This is a genomic window from Pseudomonas sp. Z1-29 (genome assembly GCF_051131995.1).
In the GTDB taxonomy this organism is placed as follows: Bacteria; Pseudomonadota; Gammaproteobacteria; order Pseudomonadales; family Pseudomonadaceae; genus Aquipseudomonas.
Genome location: NZ_CP071645.1, coordinates 1,965,334 through 1,986,826, shown reverse-complemented (window position 1 = coordinate 1,986,826; position 21,493 = coordinate 1,965,334). Strand labels below are relative to the sequence as shown.

8 protein-coding genes are annotated in these 21,493 nt (G+C 65.3%); 3 read left to right on the top strand and 5 right to left on the bottom strand.

The features are described from left to right. Positions 1 to 31 precede the first annotated feature (31 nt). The 3 genes from J3P84_RS09190 to J3P84_RS09180 form a co-directional block, all read right to left on the bottom strand. Complete coding sequence (locus tag J3P84_RS09190) at positions 32 to 1,444, bottom strand: aspartate aminotransferase family protein (RefSeq protein WP_434631241.1); 1,413 nt, start codon at positions 1,442 to 1,444, stop codon at positions 32 to 34. A gap of 259 nt (positions 1,445 to 1,703) precedes the next feature. Next, complete coding sequence (locus J3P84_RS09185; RefSeq protein ID WP_434629528.1) at positions 1,704 to 3,038, bottom strand: ATP-binding protein; 1,335 nt, start codon at positions 3,036 to 3,038, stop codon at positions 1,704 to 1,706. Further along, positions 3,035 to 3,715, bottom strand: a complete 681-nt coding sequence (locus J3P84_RS09180; protein WP_305499838.1) for a response regulator — start codon at positions 3,713 to 3,715, stop codon at positions 3,035 to 3,037. The genes J3P84_RS09185 and J3P84_RS09180 overlap by 4 nt, the downstream gene beginning before the upstream one ends. Before the next feature lie 175 nt (positions 3,716 to 3,890). Here J3P84_RS09180 and dsbD point away from each other — a divergent pair, with 175 nt between their 5' ends. The 3 genes from dsbD to dsbG are packed head-to-tail and all read left to right on the top strand — an operon-like array spanning position 3,891 to position 7,230. Further along, positions 3,891 to 5,618 (top strand): protein-disulfide reductase DsbD, encoded by a 1,728-nt coding sequence (gene dsbD / locus J3P84_RS09175; protein ID WP_434629525.1) that lies wholly within the window; start codon positions 3,891 to 3,893, stop codon positions 5,616 to 5,618. Beyond that, positions 5,618 to 6,487: a TlpA family protein disulfide reductase gene (locus J3P84_RS09170; protein ID WP_434629522.1), complete on the top strand. Its 870-nt coding sequence runs from the start codon at positions 5,618 to 5,620 to the stop codon at positions 6,485 to 6,487. Before dsbD ends, J3P84_RS09170 begins: the two co-directional genes overlap by 1 nt. After that, entirely contained in the window at positions 6,463 to 7,230 is a 768-nt protein-coding gene (gene dsbG, locus J3P84_RS09165) for a thiol:disulfide interchange protein DsbG (RefSeq protein ID WP_434629519.1), read from the top strand. The genes J3P84_RS09170 and dsbG overlap by 25 nt, the downstream gene beginning before the upstream one ends. A gap of 145 nt (positions 7,231 to 7,375) precedes the next feature. Here the strand turns inward: dsbG and J3P84_RS09160 are convergent, their stop codons facing one another. Further along, positions 7,376 to 8,188 (bottom strand): alpha/beta fold hydrolase, encoded by an 813-nt coding sequence (locus J3P84_RS09160; protein ID WP_434629516.1) that lies wholly within the window; start codon positions 8,186 to 8,188, stop codon positions 7,376 to 7,378. 192 nt (positions 8,189 to 8,380) lie between these two features. Then, positions 8,381 to 21,364, bottom strand: a complete 12,984-nt coding sequence (locus tag J3P84_RS09155) for a non-ribosomal peptide synthetase (protein WP_434629513.1) — start codon at positions 21,362 to 21,364, stop codon at positions 8,381 to 8,383. Positions 21,365 to 21,493: the final 129 nt, after the last annotated feature.

The following is a 21,493-nucleotide window of genomic DNA, read 5'->3' as shown; positions in this document are numbered from 1 at the left end:
ATGAAAAGGAACGTACCGGGCCGGATGAAAATTAGGCGTCGGCCACGGCAGCCTCCAGGGCGCGCCGGAACAGCTCGGCCACACGGTCGATTTCCACCGCGGTAATGATCAGTGGCGGCAGGAAACGCACCACGCCACCCTGCCGTCCACCCAGCTCCAGGATCAGGCCGCGCTTGAGGCATTCACGCTGCAACCGCGGCGCCAGCCGTGCGTCCACCGGAGGATGGCCCAAGGCGTCCGGCTTGCCGGTCGGGTCCACCAGCTCGACGCCGAGCATCAGGCCGCGACCGCGGATGTCGCCCAATTGCGGAAAATCCCTCTGCAGGATATGCAGGTGCTCGCTCAAGCGCGCGCCCATGGCGGCGGCGTGGGCCGGCAGGTTGTGTTCGACCAGGTAGCGCATCACCGCGCTGCCCGCCGCCATCGCCATCTGGTTACCGCGGAAGGTCCCGGCATGGGCGCCCGGCAACCAGGTGTCGAGCCAATCGCGATACACCACCACGGCCAGTGGCAGGCTGCCGCCGATGGCCTTGGACAGCACCACCACATCCGGAATGATGCCGGCGTGCTCGAACGCGAACATCTTGCCGGTGCGACCGAAACCACTCTGGATTTCATCGACGATCAGCGCCACCCCGGCCTGCTCGGTGATTCGCCGCAAGCCGCGCAGCCAATCAAGATCGGCCGGTATGACCCCGCCCTCGCCCTGCACCACCTCGACGATCACCGCCGCCGGTAACTGCACCCCGGCCTCGGGATCGTTCAGCAGGTTTTCCAGGTAATGCAGATTGGCCTTGACCCCCTCGACGCCACCGAGCCCGAACGGGCAGCGATAATCGTAGGGGTATGGCATGAACTGCACGCCGTTGCTGAGCAATGCCCCCAAAGGCTTCTTCGGCCCCAGGCTGCCCATCAGGCTCAGCGCGCCCTGGCTCATGCCGTGATATCCGCCCTGGAACGACAGTACGGTGCTACGCCCGGTGGCGGTGCGCACCAATTTGAGTGCCGCTTCCACCGCGTCGGTCCCCGTGGGGCCGCAGAACTGGATCTTCGCCTCGGCGGCGAGGCTCGCCGGCAACAGGCCGAACAGGTCCTGGACAAACCGGTCCTTGACCGGCGTGGTCAGGTCCAGGGTATGCAGGGGCAACTCGTCGGCGAGCACCTGCCGGATCGCCTCGATCACGACCGGGTGGTTGTGCCCGAGGGCCAGCGTGCCGGCGCCGGCCAGGCAATCGATGAAGGTGCGGCCTTCGACATCCTCGACGTAAAGGCCCTTGGCGCGCTTGAGGGCCAGGGGAATCCGCCGGGGATAGCTGCGAGCATTGGATTCCTGCCGGCTCTGGCGGGCCAGCAACGGTGATTCGTTGAATTGATAGAGCGTCTCGCCCGACGCGGGACTGACCCGCGCTGGCGCTGCTTCGACAGAAGGATTGGCGACTGACATTTCTCGACCCCGCGATGAGTGACCAAACGGCACACCGGACAGGTGCGCATTCAAGGCGCACATGCAGGTTTCCTGTTGTGGAAACGCATCAGCGAGGCAAGGATTTACTATCACCCTATCCCGTGGCGAGGGAGCTTGCTCCCGCTGGGCTGCGCAGCAGCCCCCTCAAGCCAGAGCACGCGGTAGATCAGATTGACCGAGGTGAAAAGTTTTGGCCCGCTGCGCGGTTCAGCGGGAGCAAGCTCCCTCGCCACGAGATCTACTGGCCCGAAGAGACTTGCACTGGCACGGTCAGTTCGACCCGCAGCCCATCCGGGCGGCTGTCGAAATGCAGACCGCAGCCGCAACGCTGGACGATCGCCTGGACGATCGCCAGGCCCAGACCGCAGCCGGTGCTGTGGCCGTTGCGCCAGAAACGCTGGGTCAGGTGCTGGATATCGTCGGCGGCGATTCCGTCGCCATGATCACGTACCAGGAAACGCACGCGCTGGCCGATCATCTCCAGGCTCAGTTCGACCTCGGTATCGGCCGGGGTGTGGCGCAGGGCGTTCTCCAGCAGGTTGCGCAACGCGGCGATGGCCAGCACCGCCGGCATTTGCACCGGCGCATCGGACAGCGGCGGCGATAGGTGCAGCCTGATCCGCTGGGGCGCGCCGCCGGCCGCATCCTGGATCGCCAGTCGCGCGACCTGCTCGGCGTTGCATTGCACGCCATCATCAAACGAAAGGCTGCCCTCGACCCGCGCCAGCAGCAACAGTTGCTCAAGGGTACGGTGCAAGCGGTCGGCGCCCTCCTCTGCCCGGGCCAAGGACTGATCGCGCGCAGCCCCCTCGGTCATGCGCGCCACTTGCAGATGCGTCTTGATGGCCGTCAGCGGGCTGCGCAATTCATGGGCAGCGTCACCGGTCAACCGGCGCTCGCGCTCGATGGTCTTGCCGATACGCTGGAACAGCTGGTTCTGGGTTTCCAGCAAGGGCCGCAGCTCGCTGGGCAGCGGATGGATCTGCAGGGGTTCGAGGGAGTCCGCGTTACGGCGCATCAACGCATCACGCATGCGGTTGAGCGGCGCCAGGCCCTGGCCGATGCCCAGCCACAACAAGCACAGGCAACCGAGCAACGCCACGCCGACCGGCACCGACGCTGCCAGCAGCACCGACAGGTTCAACGCTTCGCGTTCGATCTGGCGGTCGGCCGTGGTAATGCGCAAATCGCCTCGAACCAGGGTAAAGCTGCGCCATGGCGCACCGTCGATCATCTGGTCATGGAAGCCTGTCTTCTCGGCTTCCAGGGCCTGTTCCGGGTTACCGTGGCTGCGTGCCAGGATCTCGCCGCGCAAGGAACTGACCTGGCAGGCCATGCCGCCCGGGATGCTCAACTGCTCCGAGCTCAAGTGCGTGCCTTCACCTTTGCTGGGCACCGGTGGCAACTGCTCCAGCAACCCGGCGACCATCCGCGCCGAAGCCACCAGGCGCTGGTCGAGGGAAAACATCATCTGGTTGCGCAGGTCGCTGAGCATCCAGGCCGCGGCCAGGGCCCAGATCAAGGTAAAGGCCGCGCCGAGCGTCAGGCTCAGCCGTAGCCGCAGGCTCATCACTTGGAGGATTCCCCGCCATCGGCCGGCCCCAGCCGATACCCCAGGCCACGCACGGTCTCGACAATGCCGTTGCCCAGCTTGCGGCGCAGATGGTGGATATGCACGTTCAAGGCGTTGCTTTCCAGCTCGTCACTGAATCCATAGACACTGTCCTTGAGTTGCTCGGTGGACAACACACGACCGCGACTGTGCAGCAGCGCCTGCAACAGCGACTGCTCGCGGCGCGAGAGGTCCACCGGCTGGCCGCCCAGGGTGGTTTCGCGGCTGCTGGGGTCATAGGTCAGGCGACCGTGCTCGATCAGGTTGACGCTGCGCCCCGCCACGCGCCGCAGCAAGGTGTGCAGGCGTGCCGCCAGTTCCCGCAGATCGAAGGGTTTGAGCAGATAATCATCGGCCCCGGCCTGCAGGCCGTCGACCCGATCGGTCACCGAATCCCGCGCGGTGAGGATCAGCACCGGCGTCTCCAGGCCTTGCTGGCGCAATTGCTTGAGCAGCTTGAGACCATCTTCATCGGGCAGGCCAAGATCCAGCACCATGACATCGAATTCGGCGACACCCAGCATCGCCCGCGCCGCCGAGGCGGTGGCGACATGTTCGACGGTCAGGCCTTGAGCCGTGAGCCCGGCGACAATGCCGCTGGCGATCAACTCGTCGTCTTCGCAGACCAGTACGCGCATGGTAAGCCCCGTGGAAAAAGGTACATTAGGCCGCCGGCCGATTAAGTCGACATTATGCGACGAGTACGCCAGGCATGGGTGATCTTCGCTGTAAACCGGCCGTCGCCGGGTTAATCGACGGTTAATCGCCAGCCACCAATGTGCATTCCACTTGCTTCGTTCTAAGGCTTTATCCATGCGTCGATTGTTTTTGCTGTGTCTACTGCTGATCTCGGGTCTGGCCCAGGCCGCCAATCCCTTCGAGACCAAACCCGACTTCCTGCCGGTGGAAAAGGCCTTCGTCTTTACCTCCGAACGCCTGGACTCGGGTGAGACTCAGTTGTTCTGGCAGATCGCCGACGGTTGCTACCTGTATCAGCAACGGCTCAAATTCGACGGCCTGGCCGACGCGCAGAAGCCCAGGCTGCCCGAGGGCGAAGCTCACAGCGATGAGTTCTTCGGCGACCAGCAAGTCTATCGCCAGGCACTGGAGCTGAAGATTCCCGCCGGGGCCACCGGCAAGATCAAGGTCGGTTTCCAGGGTTGTGCCGACGCGGGCCTCTGCTATCCGCCCCAGACCCAGGTGGTCGACCTGGGCGGCGACGCACCGGCCACGGCCAGTGGCGAGGCGCAGGACCAGGCCCTGGCCAGCGGCCTGCAACAGCGCGCGCTGGGCTGGAGCCTGCTGGTGTTCTTCGGCCTGGGGCTGCTGCTGGCGTTTACCCCGTGCTCGCTGCCGATGCTGCCGATCCTGGCGGGGCTGGTGGTGGGCAGCGGCGCCGGGCCCCGGCGCGGCCTGGCACTGGCCGGCAGTTATGTCATCAGCATGGCGCTGGTGTACGCCGCCATGGGCGTGCTTGCTGCGCTGTTGGGCGCCAATCTTCAGGCATTGCTCCAGCAACCCTGGCTGCTGGGCACTTTCGCCGCGGTATTCGTGGTGTTGGCGCTGCCGATGTTCGGTTTCTTCGAACTGCAACTGCCGGCCGCTCTGCGTGATCGATTGGAAAATGCCGGCCGCCAGCGCCGCGGCGGCAGCCTGGTGGGCGCGGGCGTTCTCGGGGCGTTGTCCGGCCTGCTGGTCGGCCCCTGCATGACCGCGCCCCTGGCCGGCGCGCTGCTGTACATCGCCCAGAGCGGCAACGCGCTGCATGGCGGGTTGATCCTGTTCACCATGGGTGTCGGCATGGGTCTGCCGCTGTTGCTGCTGGTGACGGTGGGCAATCGCTTCCTGCCCAAGCCCGGCGCCTGGATGAATCTGCTCAAGGGCGTGTTCGGTTTCCTGTTCCTGGGCACCGCGCTGCTGATGCTCCGCCCGGTCATCGATGGCTCATTGTGGATCGGACTGTGGGGCGCGTTACTGGTTGTCGCCGCCTATTGCGCCTGGCGCCAGACCCAGGGCTTCGGTCGCGCCGCCTATCTGTGGGGCAGCGTATCGCTGCTGTTCGGCCTGTGGGGTAGCGTGCTGGTGATTGGCGCGGCGGGCGGCAGCGACGATCTGTTCAGGCCGCTGCAGGTCTACAGCGGCGCCAGGGGCAGCGCCACCGTCAGCGCCCACGATGCCTTCGTCACGGTCAGCGAGCCCGCCGCCCTGCAGCGCGAACTGGACGCCGCCAAGGCGCAGGGCCAATGGGTGTTGCTCGATTACTACGCCGACTGGTGCGTGTCCTGCAAGATCATGGAAAAACAGGTGTTCGGCCGCGTCGAAGTGCTCGACGCCCTGAAAGGCGTGCGCCTGCTACGCCTGGACGTCACCGCTGACAACGCCGCCAGCCGTGAGCTGCTGGGTCGCTACAAAGTGCCGGGGCCGCCGAGCCTGTTGTGGATCGGTGCCGACGGTGAAGAGCGCCGCAGCCAGCGGATCACCGGAGAAGTGGACGCCGAGGCGTTCCTGGAACGTTGGAACATGACCCGGAACGCACGCTGATGCTGACGTTTACCCTGGGCACCTTTGCCATCGCCCTCAATCATCTGCTGCTGATCAGCGCACTGGCCTTGGCGACTTTCGTCGGCTGGCGCGTGGCCAAGCGCGGCGGCGAGAACCCCGAGTCGGTGCTGTTCGGGCTGTTCCTGCTGGGACTGCTTGCCGCGAGAATCGGCTTCGTCGCCGCGTACTGGAACCATTACCGGGACGACCCGTGGCAGATCGTCGATTTACGCGACGGCGGATTCCTGGCCTGGCCTGGCATCATCGCCCTGCTGGTCGCCGCGCTGCTCTGGGCGCGTCGCCGACCCGCCCTGCGCCGGCCCCTGGGCTTCAGCGTCGGCAGCGGTCTGCTGTTCTGGCTGGTGGCGACAATGTCGCTGACGATCTACGAGCAAGGCACCCGGCTGCCGGAGATCGAGCTGCGCAACGCTGAAGGCGAAACCGTGAACCTCGCCGACTACCAGGGCGGCCCCTTGGTGATCAACCTGTGGGCCACCTGGTGCCCGCCTTGCCGACGGGAAATGCCGGTCCTGGAAGAGGCGCAAAAACAGCGCCCGGACCTGACGTTCCTGTTCGTCAATCAGGCCGAAAGCATGCAAAGCGTCAGCACCTACCTCGCCACCCAGGGCCTGAGCCTGACCAACGTGCTGTTCGACGGCAGTGGACGCCTCGGCCAGGCCGTCGGCTCCATGGCCCTGCCAACGACCCTGTTCTACAGCGCCGAGGGTCGCCTGCTGGGCAGCCACCTGGGCGAACTGTCGGAAGCGAGCCTGGCCCGCGCCCTGGAAAATTTCGAAACGCCGGGTTCCACCACGGCGATCCACCCCGCGACAAGGAAATTGCCATGCCCCGCCTCCACCACCTGCTGACCCTGGCATTCGCCGGCGCACTGCTACAAGCGCCGCTGCTTCAGGCCGAAGAGCTGCCCGCGGCGATCAGGAAGATCGAAGCCAAGGGCGCAAAGATCGTCGGCACCTTCGACGCACCGAACGGCTTGCGCGGCTACGCGGCGCAGTACCAGAGCCGCGGCATGACGCTCTACCTGACGCCGGACGGCCAGCATGTGCTGCTGGGCAACCTGTACGACGCCGATGGCAAGGACCTGAGCCTCGAACCCCTGAAAAAGCTGGTCTACGATCCGATGTCGAAGGAAATCTGGGCGAAGATGCAAGCCAGCAGCTGGATCGCCGACGGCAGCAAGGACGCACCGCGCACCGTGTATCTGTTCAGCGACCCGAACTGCCCGTACTGCAACATGTTCTGGGAGCAGGCGCGGCCGTGGGTCAATGCCGGCAAGGTGCAGTTGCGCCACATCATGGTGGGCATCATCCGCGAAGACAGCCCGGGGAAATCAGCCGCATTGCTGGCCGCCAAAGAACCGGAAAAAGCCCTGGCGGACCACGAAAAGGCCGGCAAGGGCAGCGCCCTGAAACCGCTGAAAGAAATACCGCCGGCGATCCAGGCCAAACTGGACGCCAACCAGCAACTGATGGATGAACTGGAGCTGTCCGCGACCCCGGCGATTTTCTACCTGGACGAACAGGGCGACCTGCAACAGCAGCAAGGCGCGCCCTCGCCGGACAAACTGGTGAAGATTCTCGGGCCGAAATAAACCCCCGGCCACCTGTGGCGAGGGGATTTATCCCCGCTGGGCTGCGCAGCAGCCCTGAAACCTGACACCACGGTCACCTGATACCGAGTCGACAGCATTAGGGCCGCTTCGCGACCCAGCGGGGATAAATCCCCTCGTCACAAAGTCAATCCCTGCGCTTTAGGAACCCCAGCAACGCCTCGGTCACAGACGCCGGGTTCTCCAGGTTGGAAATATGCCCCGCCTCGGGAATCAACACATGCTCGCAGCCGATCAATTCAGCCATCTCCAGCGCCTCGGACGGTGGCCGTGGCTTATCCTGGTCACCACACATCACCAGCGTGCGCTCGGCGTTCAACTCAAGCAATTGCCCCAGGATGTCGTCCCGACCAAAGATGATCCGCCCCAGCGGTACGATGCTGTCGCGCAGGCGGTCGGCTGGCAACGCCGCCAAGGTGGCGCGAAACTGCTGGTAAAGCGCTGATTGCGGGTCGATGCCGGGCCGGAAGAAAATCGGCACGACGATGTCCAGCAACGGCTCCGGGATTCCACCGCTGGCCTCGATCTTGTCGAACAGCGAAAAGTAGTACAGACGGGTCGGCTCCGGCTCGACGCCCACATAGGTGTCCATCAATACCAGCGACTGCACGCGTTTGGGCGCCGCCAGCGCCAGGCGTGCGCCCCACATGCCGCCCACCGACAGCCCCACCAGGCTGAAGCAATCGATGCCCAGCTGATCGAGCAACGCCAATGCCTGGCGAGCCAGATCGTTCAGCGAGGACGTATTCTCGGGCAAACGTCCGGACTGGCCGTGGCCCCACAGTTCAGGGACGATGACCCGATAGTGCTTCGACAAGGCGTCAATCTGCGGCGCCCACATGCTGTGGTCCCACAAATAGCTGCTGCCAAGCAGCACCACCGGGCCCTGGCCCTGGTCGAGGTAATGGAGCGGTTGTCCGTCGATCGTTGCGAAGGGCATGAGTGAATTCCTTGATTGAGTCCGGAAAAACCTTCAGGAGACTGGGCCGCGATGAGCGGGTCGTCAACTTCGGCTTTTGCACTGTTTATGCAGACGCCTTCGCGAGCAGGCTCGCTCCCACATGGATCATGTCCACCAATCCACTGTGGGAGCGAGCCTGCTCGCGAAAGGGTCCTTATAGACGCCGCAAAACTACATTCCTTCCAATTCCGCCATCAAATCATTCAGTCGATCGACTTTCTCCTCGGTGATTTCACTGGCTTCCAGCCCTGCGATATATTCGGCCAGTTCCTGCACCGTGCTGCACTCGAACATGGCCCTGAGCGGCACGTTGCGCTGCAGGGTTTTTTGCACGCGCGAGGCGATCTGTGTGGCCAGCAATGAGTGTCCGCCCAGCTCGAAGAAGTTGTCGCGTACGCCCACCCGCTCGACCTTCAGCACCTCGGCCCAGATTTCCGCCAGGGTCTGTTCCAGCTCGTTGGCCGGGGCCTGGTAATCCTGGCTTTGCAACTGGCCGATCTCCAGGGCCGGCAAGGCCTTGCGATCGAGCTTGCCGTTGGCGTTCAGGGGCAGGCGGTCGAGCCACAGCCAGTGCAGCGGCACCATGTATTCCGGCAATTCGCTGCGCAGGCGCTGCTTGATGCGATCCAGGCGCTCGGTCGGGCTCAGCGTCGCGTCGGCGGCGACCAGATAACCCACCAGATGTCTGCCATTGGCGCCTTCCTGCACGCCCACTGCCGCATCGCGTACTTCGGGCTGTTCATGCAGCCGCGCTTCGATTTCCCCCAGTTCGATGCGATAGCCGCGAATCTTCACCTGGTGGTCGATCCGCCCGACATATTCCAACACCCCATCGCTGCGGCGGCGCGCCAGGTCACCGGTGCGGTACAGCCGGTCGCCCGGCGCCCCGAACGGATCGGGCACGAACACCGGCGCCGTGCGCAGCGGATCGCCGACATAACCGCGCCCGACCCCGGTGCCGGCGACGCACAACTCGCCCACCGCGCCCAGCGGCACCAGCTCCAGCGCACCGTCGAGCAGGTACAGGCGGTTATTGTCGGTCGGCGTGCCGATGGGCAGGTAGCTGCCGCGCGTCGAAGCCAGGTCGACCCGGAAGAACGCCACGTCATCGGAACATTCGGCCGGACCGTAGGCATTCACCAGGCCGATGTCCGGATAACGCAACAACCATTGATGGGCCAGTTCCGGCGGCATTGCCTCGCCGGTCGGAAGCATCCAGCGCAGGCCTTCCAAGCCGATGCGTTCCTCGGCGAGCATGCCCTGGATCAACGATGGCACGCTCTCCAGCACGCTGATGCCCTGGCGTTTTACGTGCTCCAGCAGCCCTTGCGGATCGTGGGCGATGGCATTGGGCACGATGTCCACCCGAGCACCGAACAGCGGCGCGGCAAGGAACTGCCACACGGAAATGTCGAAGCTCTGCGACGCCGTCTGGGCGATCACATCCGTCTCGTCCAGCGCCAGGTATGGCACCTTGCTGAGCTGGTTATTGAGCATGCCCCGCTGTTGCACCATGACGCCTTTGGGCAAGCCGGTGGAACCGGAGGTGTAGATCACGTAGGCCAGGTTCTCCGGCCCGCTGTAGAGGCGCGGATTGTCCCGCGACACATCGCTGGCCTGAACGGTTTCCCAGACCAGCAGCTTTGGCCGGCCGGCGCAGGCGAACTCTTCCAGCAAGGCCAGCGCCTGTTCATGACAGGCCTGGGTGCAGACCAGCAACGGCGTGCGGCTCAGTTCGATGATACGGCTCAGGCGCTGGCTCGGCAGGCCCGGATCAAGCGGCAGGTAACCGCCGCCGGCCTTGAAGCTGCCGATGATCATGCCCAACAGGTCGAGATCGCGTTCGGCCAGCAGCGCCACCGGTTGATCGAGCCCGACGCCAGCGGCGACCAACGCGTGGCCGAGGCGATTGCTGCGCTCGTTCAGCTCGGTGTAAGTGCAGCGGTCCTCCAGGCAACTGGCGGCGATGCGTTGCGGATGGGCCGCCACCTGGGCCTCGAACAGCTCGACATAACTGCGCTCCAGCGGATAGGCGCGCTCGCTCTGGTTGCAGCCTTCGATCAGGAAGTCCTGTTCCGCGCTGCCAATCAGCGGCAGCTCGGCCACGTCACCGTGGAAACCTTCCATCAAGGCCAGCAGCAATCGCTTGAACTCGCCCAGCAGGCCCTGGACGGTGGACTCATCGAAATAGCGCTGGTCGTAAGACAGGTGCAGCCCCAGGTCATCGCCCGGATAGCAGACCGCCGTCAGCGGGAAGTTGGTGTGGGTGCGGCCCGAGTCCGAGGTGGCATTGAGACTCTGGGCACGATCCAGCACCGAGACTTCCACCGGTGCGTTCTCGAACACGAAGAGGCTGTCGAACAGCGGTTGGCCCTTGGGCAGTTCGCTGACTTCCTGGATGCTCACCAGCGGCAGGTATTCGTATTCGCGCAATTGCATGTTGCTGTCCAGCAAGCCGTTGAGCCACTGACGCACGCTGCAACGCTGGTCATCGCCCGGGATCTGCACCCGCAGGGCGACGCTGTTGATGAACAAGCCCACGGTGTGTTGCATCTGCGGCAATTCCACCGGGCGCCCGGCCACGGTGACGCCGAAGAGTACGTCCCGATCGCCGCTGACCCGGCGCAGCACCAGGGCCCACGCGGCCTGGGCGAACGTATTCACGGTCAATTGATGGGCCTGGGCCAGTTCTCGCAGTCGCGCGCCGTCCCGAGCGTCGAGCCGGGTGTAGCAGTCACCGACGACCATGCCGCCACTGTCACCGGCGTGTTCGCGCAGGAACGGGCGATCGGCGGGGATCGGCGTGGTCCGCTCGAAGCCTTGCAGGTTCTGCTTCCACCATTGCCGGGCTTCAGCCAGGCCCTGGCGTTGCAACCAGCCGATGTAGTCGCGATAGCGCGGCGGCACGGCCAGCCGGGGCTCGCGATGTTCACCGAGGGCGGTGTAGATCTCGAAGAAATCATCCATCAGCAGTGAGCGGCACCATGCATCGATCAGGATGTGGTGGTTGCTCATCATGAACCAGTAGCGCGCCGCGCCGACCCGGATCAATCGCAGGTGAAACGGTGCCTCGTTGAGCAGATCGAAACCGGCCTCGCGCTCGCGCTTGAGCAGCGCCTGGAGCTTGGGCTCCTGATTGTTCTCAGGCACGTGCAGCCAGTCGAGGTATTCCACCGGCGTGCGCCCGGGCTTGTGGATGATCTGCAGCATGTCTTCGCCGACGTTCCAGCAGAACGAAGCGCGCAAGGCTTCGTGGCGGGCAATCACCGCCTGCCAGGCCTGGGCGAAACGCTGCGGGTCCAGTTCGCTGTTGATGCGGTAGCGGTCCTGCATGTAGTACAGGCCCGTGCCCGGTTCGAGCAGGGTGTGCAGCAACATGCCTTCCTGCATCGGCGTCAGCGGGTAGACATCCTCGATCTGCCCGGCCGGCACCGGCAGGTTGTCCAACTGCGCCTGGGTCAGTTTTGCCAGCGGGAAATCCGACGGCGTCAGGCCGCCCGCCTCGTCCGCCAGGCAATGTTCGATCAGCCGCTGCAACTCGTCGAGATAGGCCTCGGCCAGCGCGACGATGCTTTCACGGTCATGCCGCTCGGCGCTGAAGGTCCAGCGCAACAGCAGTTCGCCGCCGCTGACCTGACCGTCGACGCTCAGCTCGTTCGGCAGTGGCGCGTCAGGGTCATGAATGGCGCCAAGAGGCGCATCCAGCGGTTGGAACAACGCGTCCTGGCCGAGCGTATGGTCAAGCTGACCGAGGTAATTAAAAGTGATCGCCGCTTGCGGCAAACCGGCCATCGCCTGGCGTGTGCCGGTGTCCGCCAGATAACGCAGCACGCCGTAGCCGAGGCCCTTGTGGGGCACCGCGCGCAGTTGCTCCTTGATGGCTTTGATCGACGCGCCGACATCATCGGCCGCTGGGCTCAGGCGCAGCGGATAGACACTGGTGAACCAGCCCACGGTGCGCGTCAGGTCGACGTCATCAAACAGCGCCTCGCGGCCATGGCCTTCGAGCTGGATCAGCGCCGATTGCTGATTGCCTTGGCGGCACAGCACGCGGGCGAGCGCCGTGAGCAGGAGGTCGTTGACCTGGGTGCGATAGGCGCTCGGTGCCTGCTGCAACAGTTGCCGGGTACGCTCGGCGTCCAGGCGCACGCTGACGCTTGCGGCGTGTCGCTCCTGCCGCCCGCCGCCAGGGTTCGCGCAAGGCAGCGTAACGTCCGGCCCGCTCAGTTGGTCGCGCCACCAGTTCAATTCCTCGCGCAGGGATTCGCTGCCGGCGTAGGCCTGCAACCGCGCAGCCCAGTCACGCAACGGGCTGGTCTTGGCCGGTAGCCGCAGCGTTTGCCCGCCGGCAGATTGGCGGTAAGCCGTCTGCAGATCGTCCATCAATACCCGCCATGAAACCCCGTCCACCACCAGGTGATGGATGGCGATCAGCAGGCGCTGCCGACCGTCCGGCAAGTCCGCCAGCACGGCGCGCAGCAACGGCCCGCTCGACAGCTGGAAGCCAAGCTGCGCCTGGGCAAACAGCGCTTCGCAGGCTTGTGTGGACTCCACCGAAAGATGCTGCAGCAACGCCCCATCGAACAAGGGCTGGTGCTCGGCGCGCCAATGCCCGTTGGTATTGGCGAAGCCAAGGCGCAAGGCATCATGCTGCTGGAAAACAGCCTGCAACGCCTGCTCCAGGAGCTGTGGTTCGAGACGCGTGGTCGGCTCCAGCAGCAACGCCTGGTTCCAGTGATGACGGTTGGGTATCTCGCTGGCGAAGAACCAGTGCTGGATCGGCGTAAGTCCCGACTCACCGCTCAGCAGCCCTTGCTCGACACTCACCTGCTCGCTGCGGGTGGCGATGGCGGCCAGGGCCTGCACGGTCTGATGCTGGAACAGGTCTCGCGGCGTGAAGTGAATGCCCTGCTGCCGGGCACGGCTGACGACCTGGATCGACAGGATCGAATCGCCGCCCAGCTCGAAGAAGTTGTCGTTGAGGCCAACCTGTCCGACGTTCAGCACCTCGCACCAGATCGCTGCGAGCGCTTGTTCCAGGGCATTGCTCGGCGCCACGTACTGCTGGCGATTGAGCTCCGGATCGGGCATCGGCAAGGCGCGGCGATCGAGTTTGCCGTTGGCGGTCAGCGGCATGCTCGCCAGCAGGATCAGGTGAGTCGGCACCATGTAGTCCGGCAATTGCGCCTTGAGGTGCTGCTTCAGCGCTTCGCGCAGGGCCGCTTGCGCCGTGGCGTCCTGCTCGGCGATGTCGCTGGCCAGATAAGCGGCCAACTGCTTGCCGCCCGGCATGTCGAGGGCCAGGACCACCGCTTCGCGCACGGCAGCGTGCTCCAGCAGGCGGTTTTCGATTTCCCCCAGTTCGATGCGGAAACCGCGAATCTTCACTTGATGATCGATTCGTCCCAGGTACTCCACTTGGCCGTCGGCACGCTGGCACACCAGGTCGCCGGTGCGGTACAGCCGACCGCCATCGGCGGCAAACGGATCGGCGACGAAGCGCTCGGCGGTCATGCCCGGACGCTGGTGATAACCCTGGGCCAGGCCGGCGCCACCAACGTACAGCTCACCCGTCGCGCCTGGCGGCACCAACGCCAGGTCCGCGTCGAGAATGTAGGCCCGCCGGGCGCCGATCACGCTGCCGATCGGTACGCTGCCCGCGCCCTCCTCCAGTTGTTCCGGCGCCAGGCTCGCCAGCGGCATCACCACCGTCTCGGTCGGACCATAAGCGTTGAAAAACAGACTCGGGCTGAACGCGGCGCGGATGCGCTGCAGGTGTTCGCCGGTCAAGGCTTCGCCACCGGTGATGCACATGCGTACCGGCAACGTTTGCCCCTGGGTCGCCAGCCATTGCGCCAACTGGCTGCCATAACTCGGGGTAAAGCCGAGAATATTGATGCGGTGCTGACGGATCAGCCCGCAAATCTCCTGAGCATCCCACTGGCCCTGGGCGCGCAGCACCAACTGAGCGCCGCTGAGCAACGGCACCAGCAGGCGTTCGGTGGCCGCGTCGAAATTGATCGAATAGAAATGCAGCTCGCAGTCGTCCGGGCGCATGCCGAAACGGCGGATCACCGCCTGGCAATGCATGGCGATTTCACCGTGGGACACGACCACGCCCTTGGGCTTGCCGGTGGAGCCGGAGGTGTAGATCAGGTACGCCTGGTGCTGCGGCAGATTGATCAGCGATGGCGACTGGTCCGGGTACTGCGCCAACGCCTCGCTGTCGTCCTCCAGGCACCAGCGCTGCACGCCCGGCGGCAATGGGCCGAGGGCCTGGAACATGGTCCGGTCGCTGAGCAGCAGACCGACGCCACTGTCTTCGATCATGTAGTGCAAACGGTCCAGCGGGTATTCCGGATCCAGCGGCACGTAGGCGCCACCGGCCTTGAGGATCGCCAGCAGGCCGATGACCATTTCCAGCGAGCGCTCCAGCGCCAGGCCCACCCGCACCTGCGGCCCGACGCCCCGCTCGCGCAGCATCCAGGCCAGGCGATTGGCGCGGCGTTCGAGTTCGGCATAGCTCAGGGTCTGCCCAGCGAACGTCAGCGCGGCTGCGTCGGGACGCGCCCGGGCCTGTTCTTCGAACAGCACCTGGAGGCATTGATCGAGGCGATGCTCACCGGGCTCGACGCCCAGGCTGTCGAGCATTTGCTGCTGCTCGCCGACGCCAAGCAACGGCAATTCGCTCAGCCGCCGAGCCGGATCGACCAGCAACGCCTCCAACAGGTTGCGCCAATGACCGGCCATGCGGGCGATGCGCGGCTCATCGAACAGATCGGTGCTGTAGGTCAGGCAGCAACCCAGGCGCTGGTCGAGGTCGGTGACTTCCAGGTTGAGGTCGAACTTGGTGGCGCGGGCGTCGTTGACCAAGTAATCGACGCTCATGCCGGCCAACGTGCGGCTCTGTTGGAATTCCCAGCGCTGGACGTTGCACATCACCTGGAACAGCGGGTTGTATGCGGCACTGCGCGGTGGCTGCAGGGCTTCGACCAGATGATCGAAGGGCAAGTCCTGGTGGGACTGGCCTTCGATCACGGTGTGGCGCACCTGCTCGAACAGTTCGCCCACCGACATTTGCCCGTCGAGCTGGCAACGCAGCACCTGGGTGTTGAGGAACGCGCCGATCAGCCCTTCGCTTTCCGGGCGGATGCGGTTGGCCACCGGCGCGCCGATGCGCAGGTCGGTCTGGCCGCTGTAGCGATAGAGCAGCACGGCCAGGGCGGCGGTCATGGTCATGAACAGGGTCAGGCCACGTTCGGCATTGAAGGCGCGGACCCGCGCGGCCAACTCATCGCTGAGGTCGAAACGGAACAGTTCGCCACGATGACTTTGCACCGGCGGACGCGGGCGATCGGCGGGCAGCTCCAGCAAGGGATGTTCGCGGCCCAGTTGGGCGGTCCAGTAGTCCAGCTGACGCTGGCGCTCGCCGGATTCCAGCCATTGGCGCTGCCAGACGCTGTAGTCGAGGTATTGCACCGGCAACGGCTCCAGCGGCGACTCGCGATCATCGACGAAGGCTTCATACAGCGCGCTCAGCTCACGGGCGAAAATATCCATCGCCCACCCTTCGGTGACGATGTGGTGCAAGGTCAGCACAAAGTAATGCTCATGCTCGGCGGTCTTGACCAGGCAGGCCCGCAGCAGCGGCCCGGCTTCCAGGTCGAAGGGTTCGTGGGCCTCGCTGTCGGCCAGTTGCCGGACCCGTTGCTGGCGCATGTCGGCGTCCAGCATCGAGAAATCCTTCCAGCCCATGCGCAGGCCCGTCTCGCCGTGTACCTGTTGGCGAGGCACGCCATCAATGCTCGGGAACGTTGTGCGCAGGGTTTCGTGGCGCAGGATCAGGGCCTGCAACGCCGCTTCAAAGCGTCCGACATCCAGCACCCCGCGCAACCGCGCCATGCCGCCGACGTTGTAGGCTGGGCTATCCGGCTCCATTTGCCAGAGGAACCACATACGCTGTTGGGAATAGGACAGCGGCACCGGTTGGCTGCGGTCGACTTTCTCGATCGGCGGCTGGCGGTTGGTCTGGCCGCTGGCCTGGATCAACCGCACCTGCTCAGCGAAGGCGCCCAGCTCACTGGCTTCGAACAACGCGCGCAGCGATAGCTCGACATCGCAGGCCTGGCGGGTGCGGGAAATGATCTGGGTCGCCAGCAACGAATGGCCGCCCAAGGCGAAAAAGTCATCGCGCAAGCCAACGCGCTCCAGACCCAGCACGTCGCGCCAGATGCCGGCGACCCGCTGTTCAAGGGCGCTGACCGGCTCGACGTGCTCGCGCACTTGCCACTGCGGCTCGGGCAAGGCGCGACGGTCGAGCTTGCCGCTCGGACTCAGGGGCATGACGTCCAGGCGCAGCAATTGCGCAGGCACCATGTAGTCGGGCAATTCACCGACGAGGGCGTTTTTCAGGCGAGCAGCCTGGACGGTTTCATCTTCATCGACATCGACCGCGGTGTAGTAGCCGATCAATTGCGCACCGGCCGCGGTGTCACGCACCAGCACCGCCGCCTGGGCGACGCCCTGCTGGGCGAGCAGTCGCGCTTCGATTTCCTGCGGCTCGACCCGGAAACCACGCAGCTTGACCTGCTGGTCGAGGCGGCCGAGGTATTCGATGACGCCGTCAGCGCCCCAGCGCGCCCGGTCGCCGGTGCGGTACAGCCGCGCGCCGGCCGAACCCAGCGGGTCGGCGACAAACCGCTCGGCCGTCAGCCCCGGTCGCCCCAGGTAACCCCGGGCCAGGCCGAGGCCACCGATGCACAATTCACCCGGCACACCGACCGGCACCGGATTGAGGTCACTGTCGAGGATGCGGCAGAGCACATTGGCCAGCGGACGACCGATCGGCGAGCGCTCGCCATCGGCCTCGCTGCAGTGCCAGTGCGTGACGTTGATAGCGGTTTCGGTCGGGCCGTAGCGGTTGTGCAGCTGCACCGCCGGCAGTTGCGCCAGCACCCGGTTGCGCAACTCGGCCGGCAACGCTTCGCCGCCGGAAAAGATCCGCCGCAAGCTCGTGCAGCGGGCGCTCAACGGCTCCTCGAGGAACAGGCTGAGCAGCGGCGGTACAAAATGCAGCGTGGTCACGCCAAACCGCTCGACCAACTGCGCGATGCGGTGCGGGTCGCGGTGCTCGCCGGGGCCGGCCAGTACCAGTTGGCAGCCGTTGATCAGCGGCCAGAAGCACTCCCACACTGACACGTCGAAACTGATCGGCGCCTTTTGCATGAGCACGTCGGTTTCATTCAGCCCATAGGCGGCCTGCATCCATTGCAGGCGCTCGGCCAGGGCGGCATGGGTGTTGCCGACGCCCTTCGGCTGACCGGTCGAACCGGAGGTGTAGATCACGTACGCCAGATGCTCGCCATGCAAATGCAGCCCCGGCGGGTTGCTCGGCCACTGTTCCAGGTGCAGGGCGTCCATGGCGATGACGCTGACGCCTGCGCAGGCCGGCAAGCGGTCCAGCAAGGCGGTTTGGGTGAGCAGCAGATCGACGCCGCTGTCACCCAACATGTAGGCCAGGCGCTCGGCCGGATAATCGACATCCAGCGGCACATAGGCGCCCCCCGCCTTGATGATCGCCAACACGCCGATCAGCAACTGCGGCGAACGCTCGGCGGCAATCGCCACGCAGACGTCCGGGCCGACGCCTTTGTCCCGCAGGTAATGGGCCAGGCGATTGGCCTGGGTGTGCAGCTCGGCATAGTCCAGCGCACCACCGTCCCACTGCAACGCGGTACGTTGCGGGGTGCGGCGGGCCTGTTCGTTGAGCAGTTCCGGCAGCCACTGGCTGGCCGGCTCGCAAGGCCCCGAGCCCCATGGCAGTTGTTGCGCGGATTCAGCGTCGCTCAACAGCTGCACGTCGCCGATCGCCTGTTGCGGGTTGCTGCAAACCGACCGAAGCAGGCTGCAAAAGTGTTCGGCCAAGCGGGCGATAGTCGTCGCCTCGAACAGCTCGTCAGCGTAATCGAACGACAGCGTCAGCCGTCCGTTGCGGTCCTCTTCGCTATGCAACTGCAAGTCGAACTTGGCTTCGCGGCTGTGCCACGGCAACTCATCGGCCAACAGCCCCGGCAGGCGCCGCAACGCGCCGAGGTCGCGCTGCTGATGGTTGAACATGACCTGGAACAGACCTTGGTCCCGCGCCTGTGGGTACGCTTCCAGCAGTTGTTCGAAAGGCAGGTCCTGATGCGCCTGGGCGCCCAGCGTGGCTTCCCGGGCCTGGGCCAGCAGCGCGGCGAATGGCTGGCGCGAATCGGTTTGCGCGCGCAGCACCTGGGTGTTGATGAAGAAGCCGATCAGGCCCTGGGTTTCCCGGCGCGGGCGGTTGGCGTTGGGCACGCCGATGCGGATGTCGGACTGGCCGGTGTAGCGCTGCAGCAGCGCCTGGAATGCCGCCAGCAAGAACATGAACGGCGTGGCGTCATGGGCCTGGGCCGTCCGGCGCAGGGCATCGCCGAGGTCCTTGTCCAGGCGCAGGCTGTGGCGCGCGGCGCTGCGCTGATGCAGGGCGCTGCGCGGATGATCGGTGCTCAGCGCCAGGGTCGGATGCTCATCGCCCAGTTGCTGTTTCCAATAGGCCAGTTGGCGCTCGGCTTCACCTTGCCCGAGCCATTGGCGCTGCCAACTGCCGTAGTCGGCGTAGTGCAGCGGCAACGGCGCCAACTCGGCGACCTGTCCCTGGGACGCCGCGGCATAGAGCCGTGAGAACTCCTCGATCAGGACGTTCATCGACCAGCCATCGGCGATGATGTGGTGCATCGTCACCAACAGTTGGTGGTCGTCCTGATCCAGGCGCAACAAGGTGACCCACAGCAGCGGACCCTTTTCCAGATCGAACTGGGTGGCGGCTTCGTCTTCGCGGATCTGCCGCGCCCGCGCTTCGCGCTGGTCAGCAGGCATGTCGCAAAGATCGATCACCTGAAGATTGAACTCGCCGGCCGGATCGATTTGCTGCAAGGCCACCCCATCGCATTCCAGGAACCGCGTGCGCAGGGACTCATGGCGCTCGATCAATTGCTGGAAGCTGGCGCGCAAGGCGTTTTCGTCCAGCTCGCCGCGCAGACGGATGGCGCCGGGAATATTGTAGGCACGGCTTGCCGGATCCAGCTGCCAGGTCAGCCACAAGCGGTTTTGCGCCAACGATTGCGGCAGCGGCTCGTGGCGTGGCAACCGGCTGATGGCGCCCTGGGCCTGGCCGCCGTCCTGCTGCAGGTTCGCCACTGCCGCGGCAAAAGCGCCGAGCGTTGGGGCTTCGAAGAGCAGGCGCAGGTTGAGCTCCAGGCCGAGGGTTTCGCTCAGCCGCGCAATGACTTGGGTGGCGGCGATGGAATTGCCACCCAGCAGGAAGAAATGATCGGCGCCCTGGACCTGGTCGACCTGTAACTGCTCGCACCAGATCTGGCCAATCAGCGTTTGCAGCTTCGATGAAGCGCCCGCCTCATGGGTTTGCACCTCGACCGAGGGAAACAGCGCATAGCTGTCGAGGCTGCCGTCAGCCAGTCGTGCCCGGCAGGCCGAACGCTGCAGCTTGCCGCTCGAAGTCTTCGGCAAGGCCCCTGGGTTGAGCAGCACCACCACGCTTGGGGCTTGCTGGCAGGCATCGGCCACGGCCTGGCGAATCGCTTTGATCAAGGCCTCGGCCGGGAGGATTTTCTGCACGCTGCGGCTGATTTCCGCGGCAATCCCGATCCCCTCTTCGCCGCCGTTGTCGACCGCGAATGCAGCGACCCGCCCCTTGCGCACCACCTCGACTTCGCGCTCTACGGCTTGCTCGATGTCCTGTGGATAAAGGTTATGCCCGCGCACGATGAGCAAATCCTTCAGGCGCCCCGTGATGAACAGCTCGCCTTCGCGCACAAAGCCAAGGTCGCCGGTGCGCAGCCAGGTGCGGCCGGCATGCTGGACGAATGTCCTGGCGCTGGCCTCGGGGTTGCGCCAGTAACCGTGGGCGATGCTCGGCCCGGCGGCCCAGACTTCGCCGACCTGATTGTCGGCCAGCGGCTGTAGCGTGGCGGGCTCGACGATCAGTACCGCGTGGTCCGGCTGGCTCACGCCGCAACTCATCACTGCGTTGCCCTGCCCCGGCTCGGCGCGGTTTTGCGCCAATGCCGCGTCATCCATTCGCATCGCGGGGATCCCTAGGCCACGCGGCGTGCCGGCGACGAACAGGGTGGCTTCGGCCAAGCCATAGGAAGCCATGAAACTGTCCGGCGTGAAGCCGCACGAGGCAAACTTTTCGGCGAAGCGCTCCAGGCTGTCGAGGCGAATCGGTTCGGAGCCGGAATAGGCCACGCGCCAATGGCTCAAGTCGAGGCGCTCCAGGGCCGACTCGCTGACCCGCTCGCTGCACAGCCGGTAGGCGAAATCCGGGCCGCCGCTGATGGTGCCCCCGTACTCGCTGATCGCTTCCAGCCAACGCAACGGTCGGGCGAGGAAATACGCCGGCGACATCAGTACGCACGGCACTCCGCTGAAGATCGGTTGCAGCAAACCGCCGATCAGGCCCATGTCGTGATACAGCGGCAGCCAGCTGACAATGACGTCGTCGGGATTCACGTCAATCCCGAAGCCATGCCGGATCAGCGCTTCGTTGGCCACCAGGTTGCCGTGGCTCACCTGCACCCCCTTGGGCAACGCAGTGGAGCCGGAGGTGTATTGCAGGAAGGCGATGTCGTCGTCTTGCAGGTTCGGCGCCCGCCATTGGCCGGCGTGGGCCGGATCGAGGATATCGACACAGAGTACCGGCGGTGCCGATTCGATGGCCTGCAGCGTGTCGCGCACCTCACTGCTGGTGAGCAACAGCCGCGGCTGGGCGTCGGCGATGATCGACAGCAGACGCTCCTGATGGTGGCGGCGGGTGGACTCGGGTGGGTAGGCCGGAACGGCGATCACGCCGGCGTACAGGCAACCGAAAAACGCCGCGACGTAATCCGGGCCGCTCGGGAATAGCAGTACGGCGCGATCACCCAGTTCCGCCTCGGCCTGCAAAGCGGCGGCGATGGTCCGGGCGCGCAAGTCCAGGTCGCGATAACTCAACACGACGCCCTGCTGCGGGGTGTCGGCAAGAAAGCGCAAGGCCACCCGGTCCGGCGTCAACGCGGCGCGGCGCTGGAGGGCATGGGCCAGGGTGCTGGGGAGTTCGAACGCGTCGGTCATCTGGGGTTCCTGCCTGGATTCGGCTTGCAAGTGGTCACCCTTGGGAACGGATTACACCGGCAAATAATTAGTCGCAGGCCTTGCCTCCGCGCATCCGGATGATCATCGGTCGGCGCCACGCCGCGGCAA

Bases quoted from the DNA above. Each gene is read 5' to 3' on its own strand.
- J3P84_RS09190 (WP_434631241.1), bottom strand. From the start codon at position 1,444: ATGTCAGTCGCCAATCCTTCTGTCGAAGCAGCGCCAGCGCGGGTCAGT.
- J3P84_RS09180 (WP_305499838.1), bottom strand. From the start codon at position 3,715: ATGCGCGTACTGGTCTGCGAAGACGACGAGTTGATCGCCAGCGGCATT.
- dsbD (WP_434629525.1), top strand. From the start codon at position 3,891: ATGCGTCGATTGTTTTTGCTGTGTCTACTGCTGATCTCGGGTCTGGCC.
- J3P84_RS09170 (WP_434629522.1), top strand. From the start codon at position 5,618: ATGCTGACGTTTACCCTGGGCACCTTTGCCATCGCCCTCAATCATCTG.
- dsbG (WP_434629519.1), top strand. From the start codon at position 6,463: ATGCCCCGCCTCCACCACCTGCTGACCCTGGCATTCGCCGGCGCACTG.
- J3P84_RS09160 (WP_434629516.1), bottom strand. From the start codon at position 8,188: ATGCCCTTCGCAACGATCGACGGACAACCGCTCCATTACCTCGACCAG.
- J3P84_RS09155 (WP_434629513.1), bottom strand. From the start codon at position 21,364: ATGACCGACGCGTTCGAACTCCCCAGCACCCTGGCCCATGCCCTCCAG.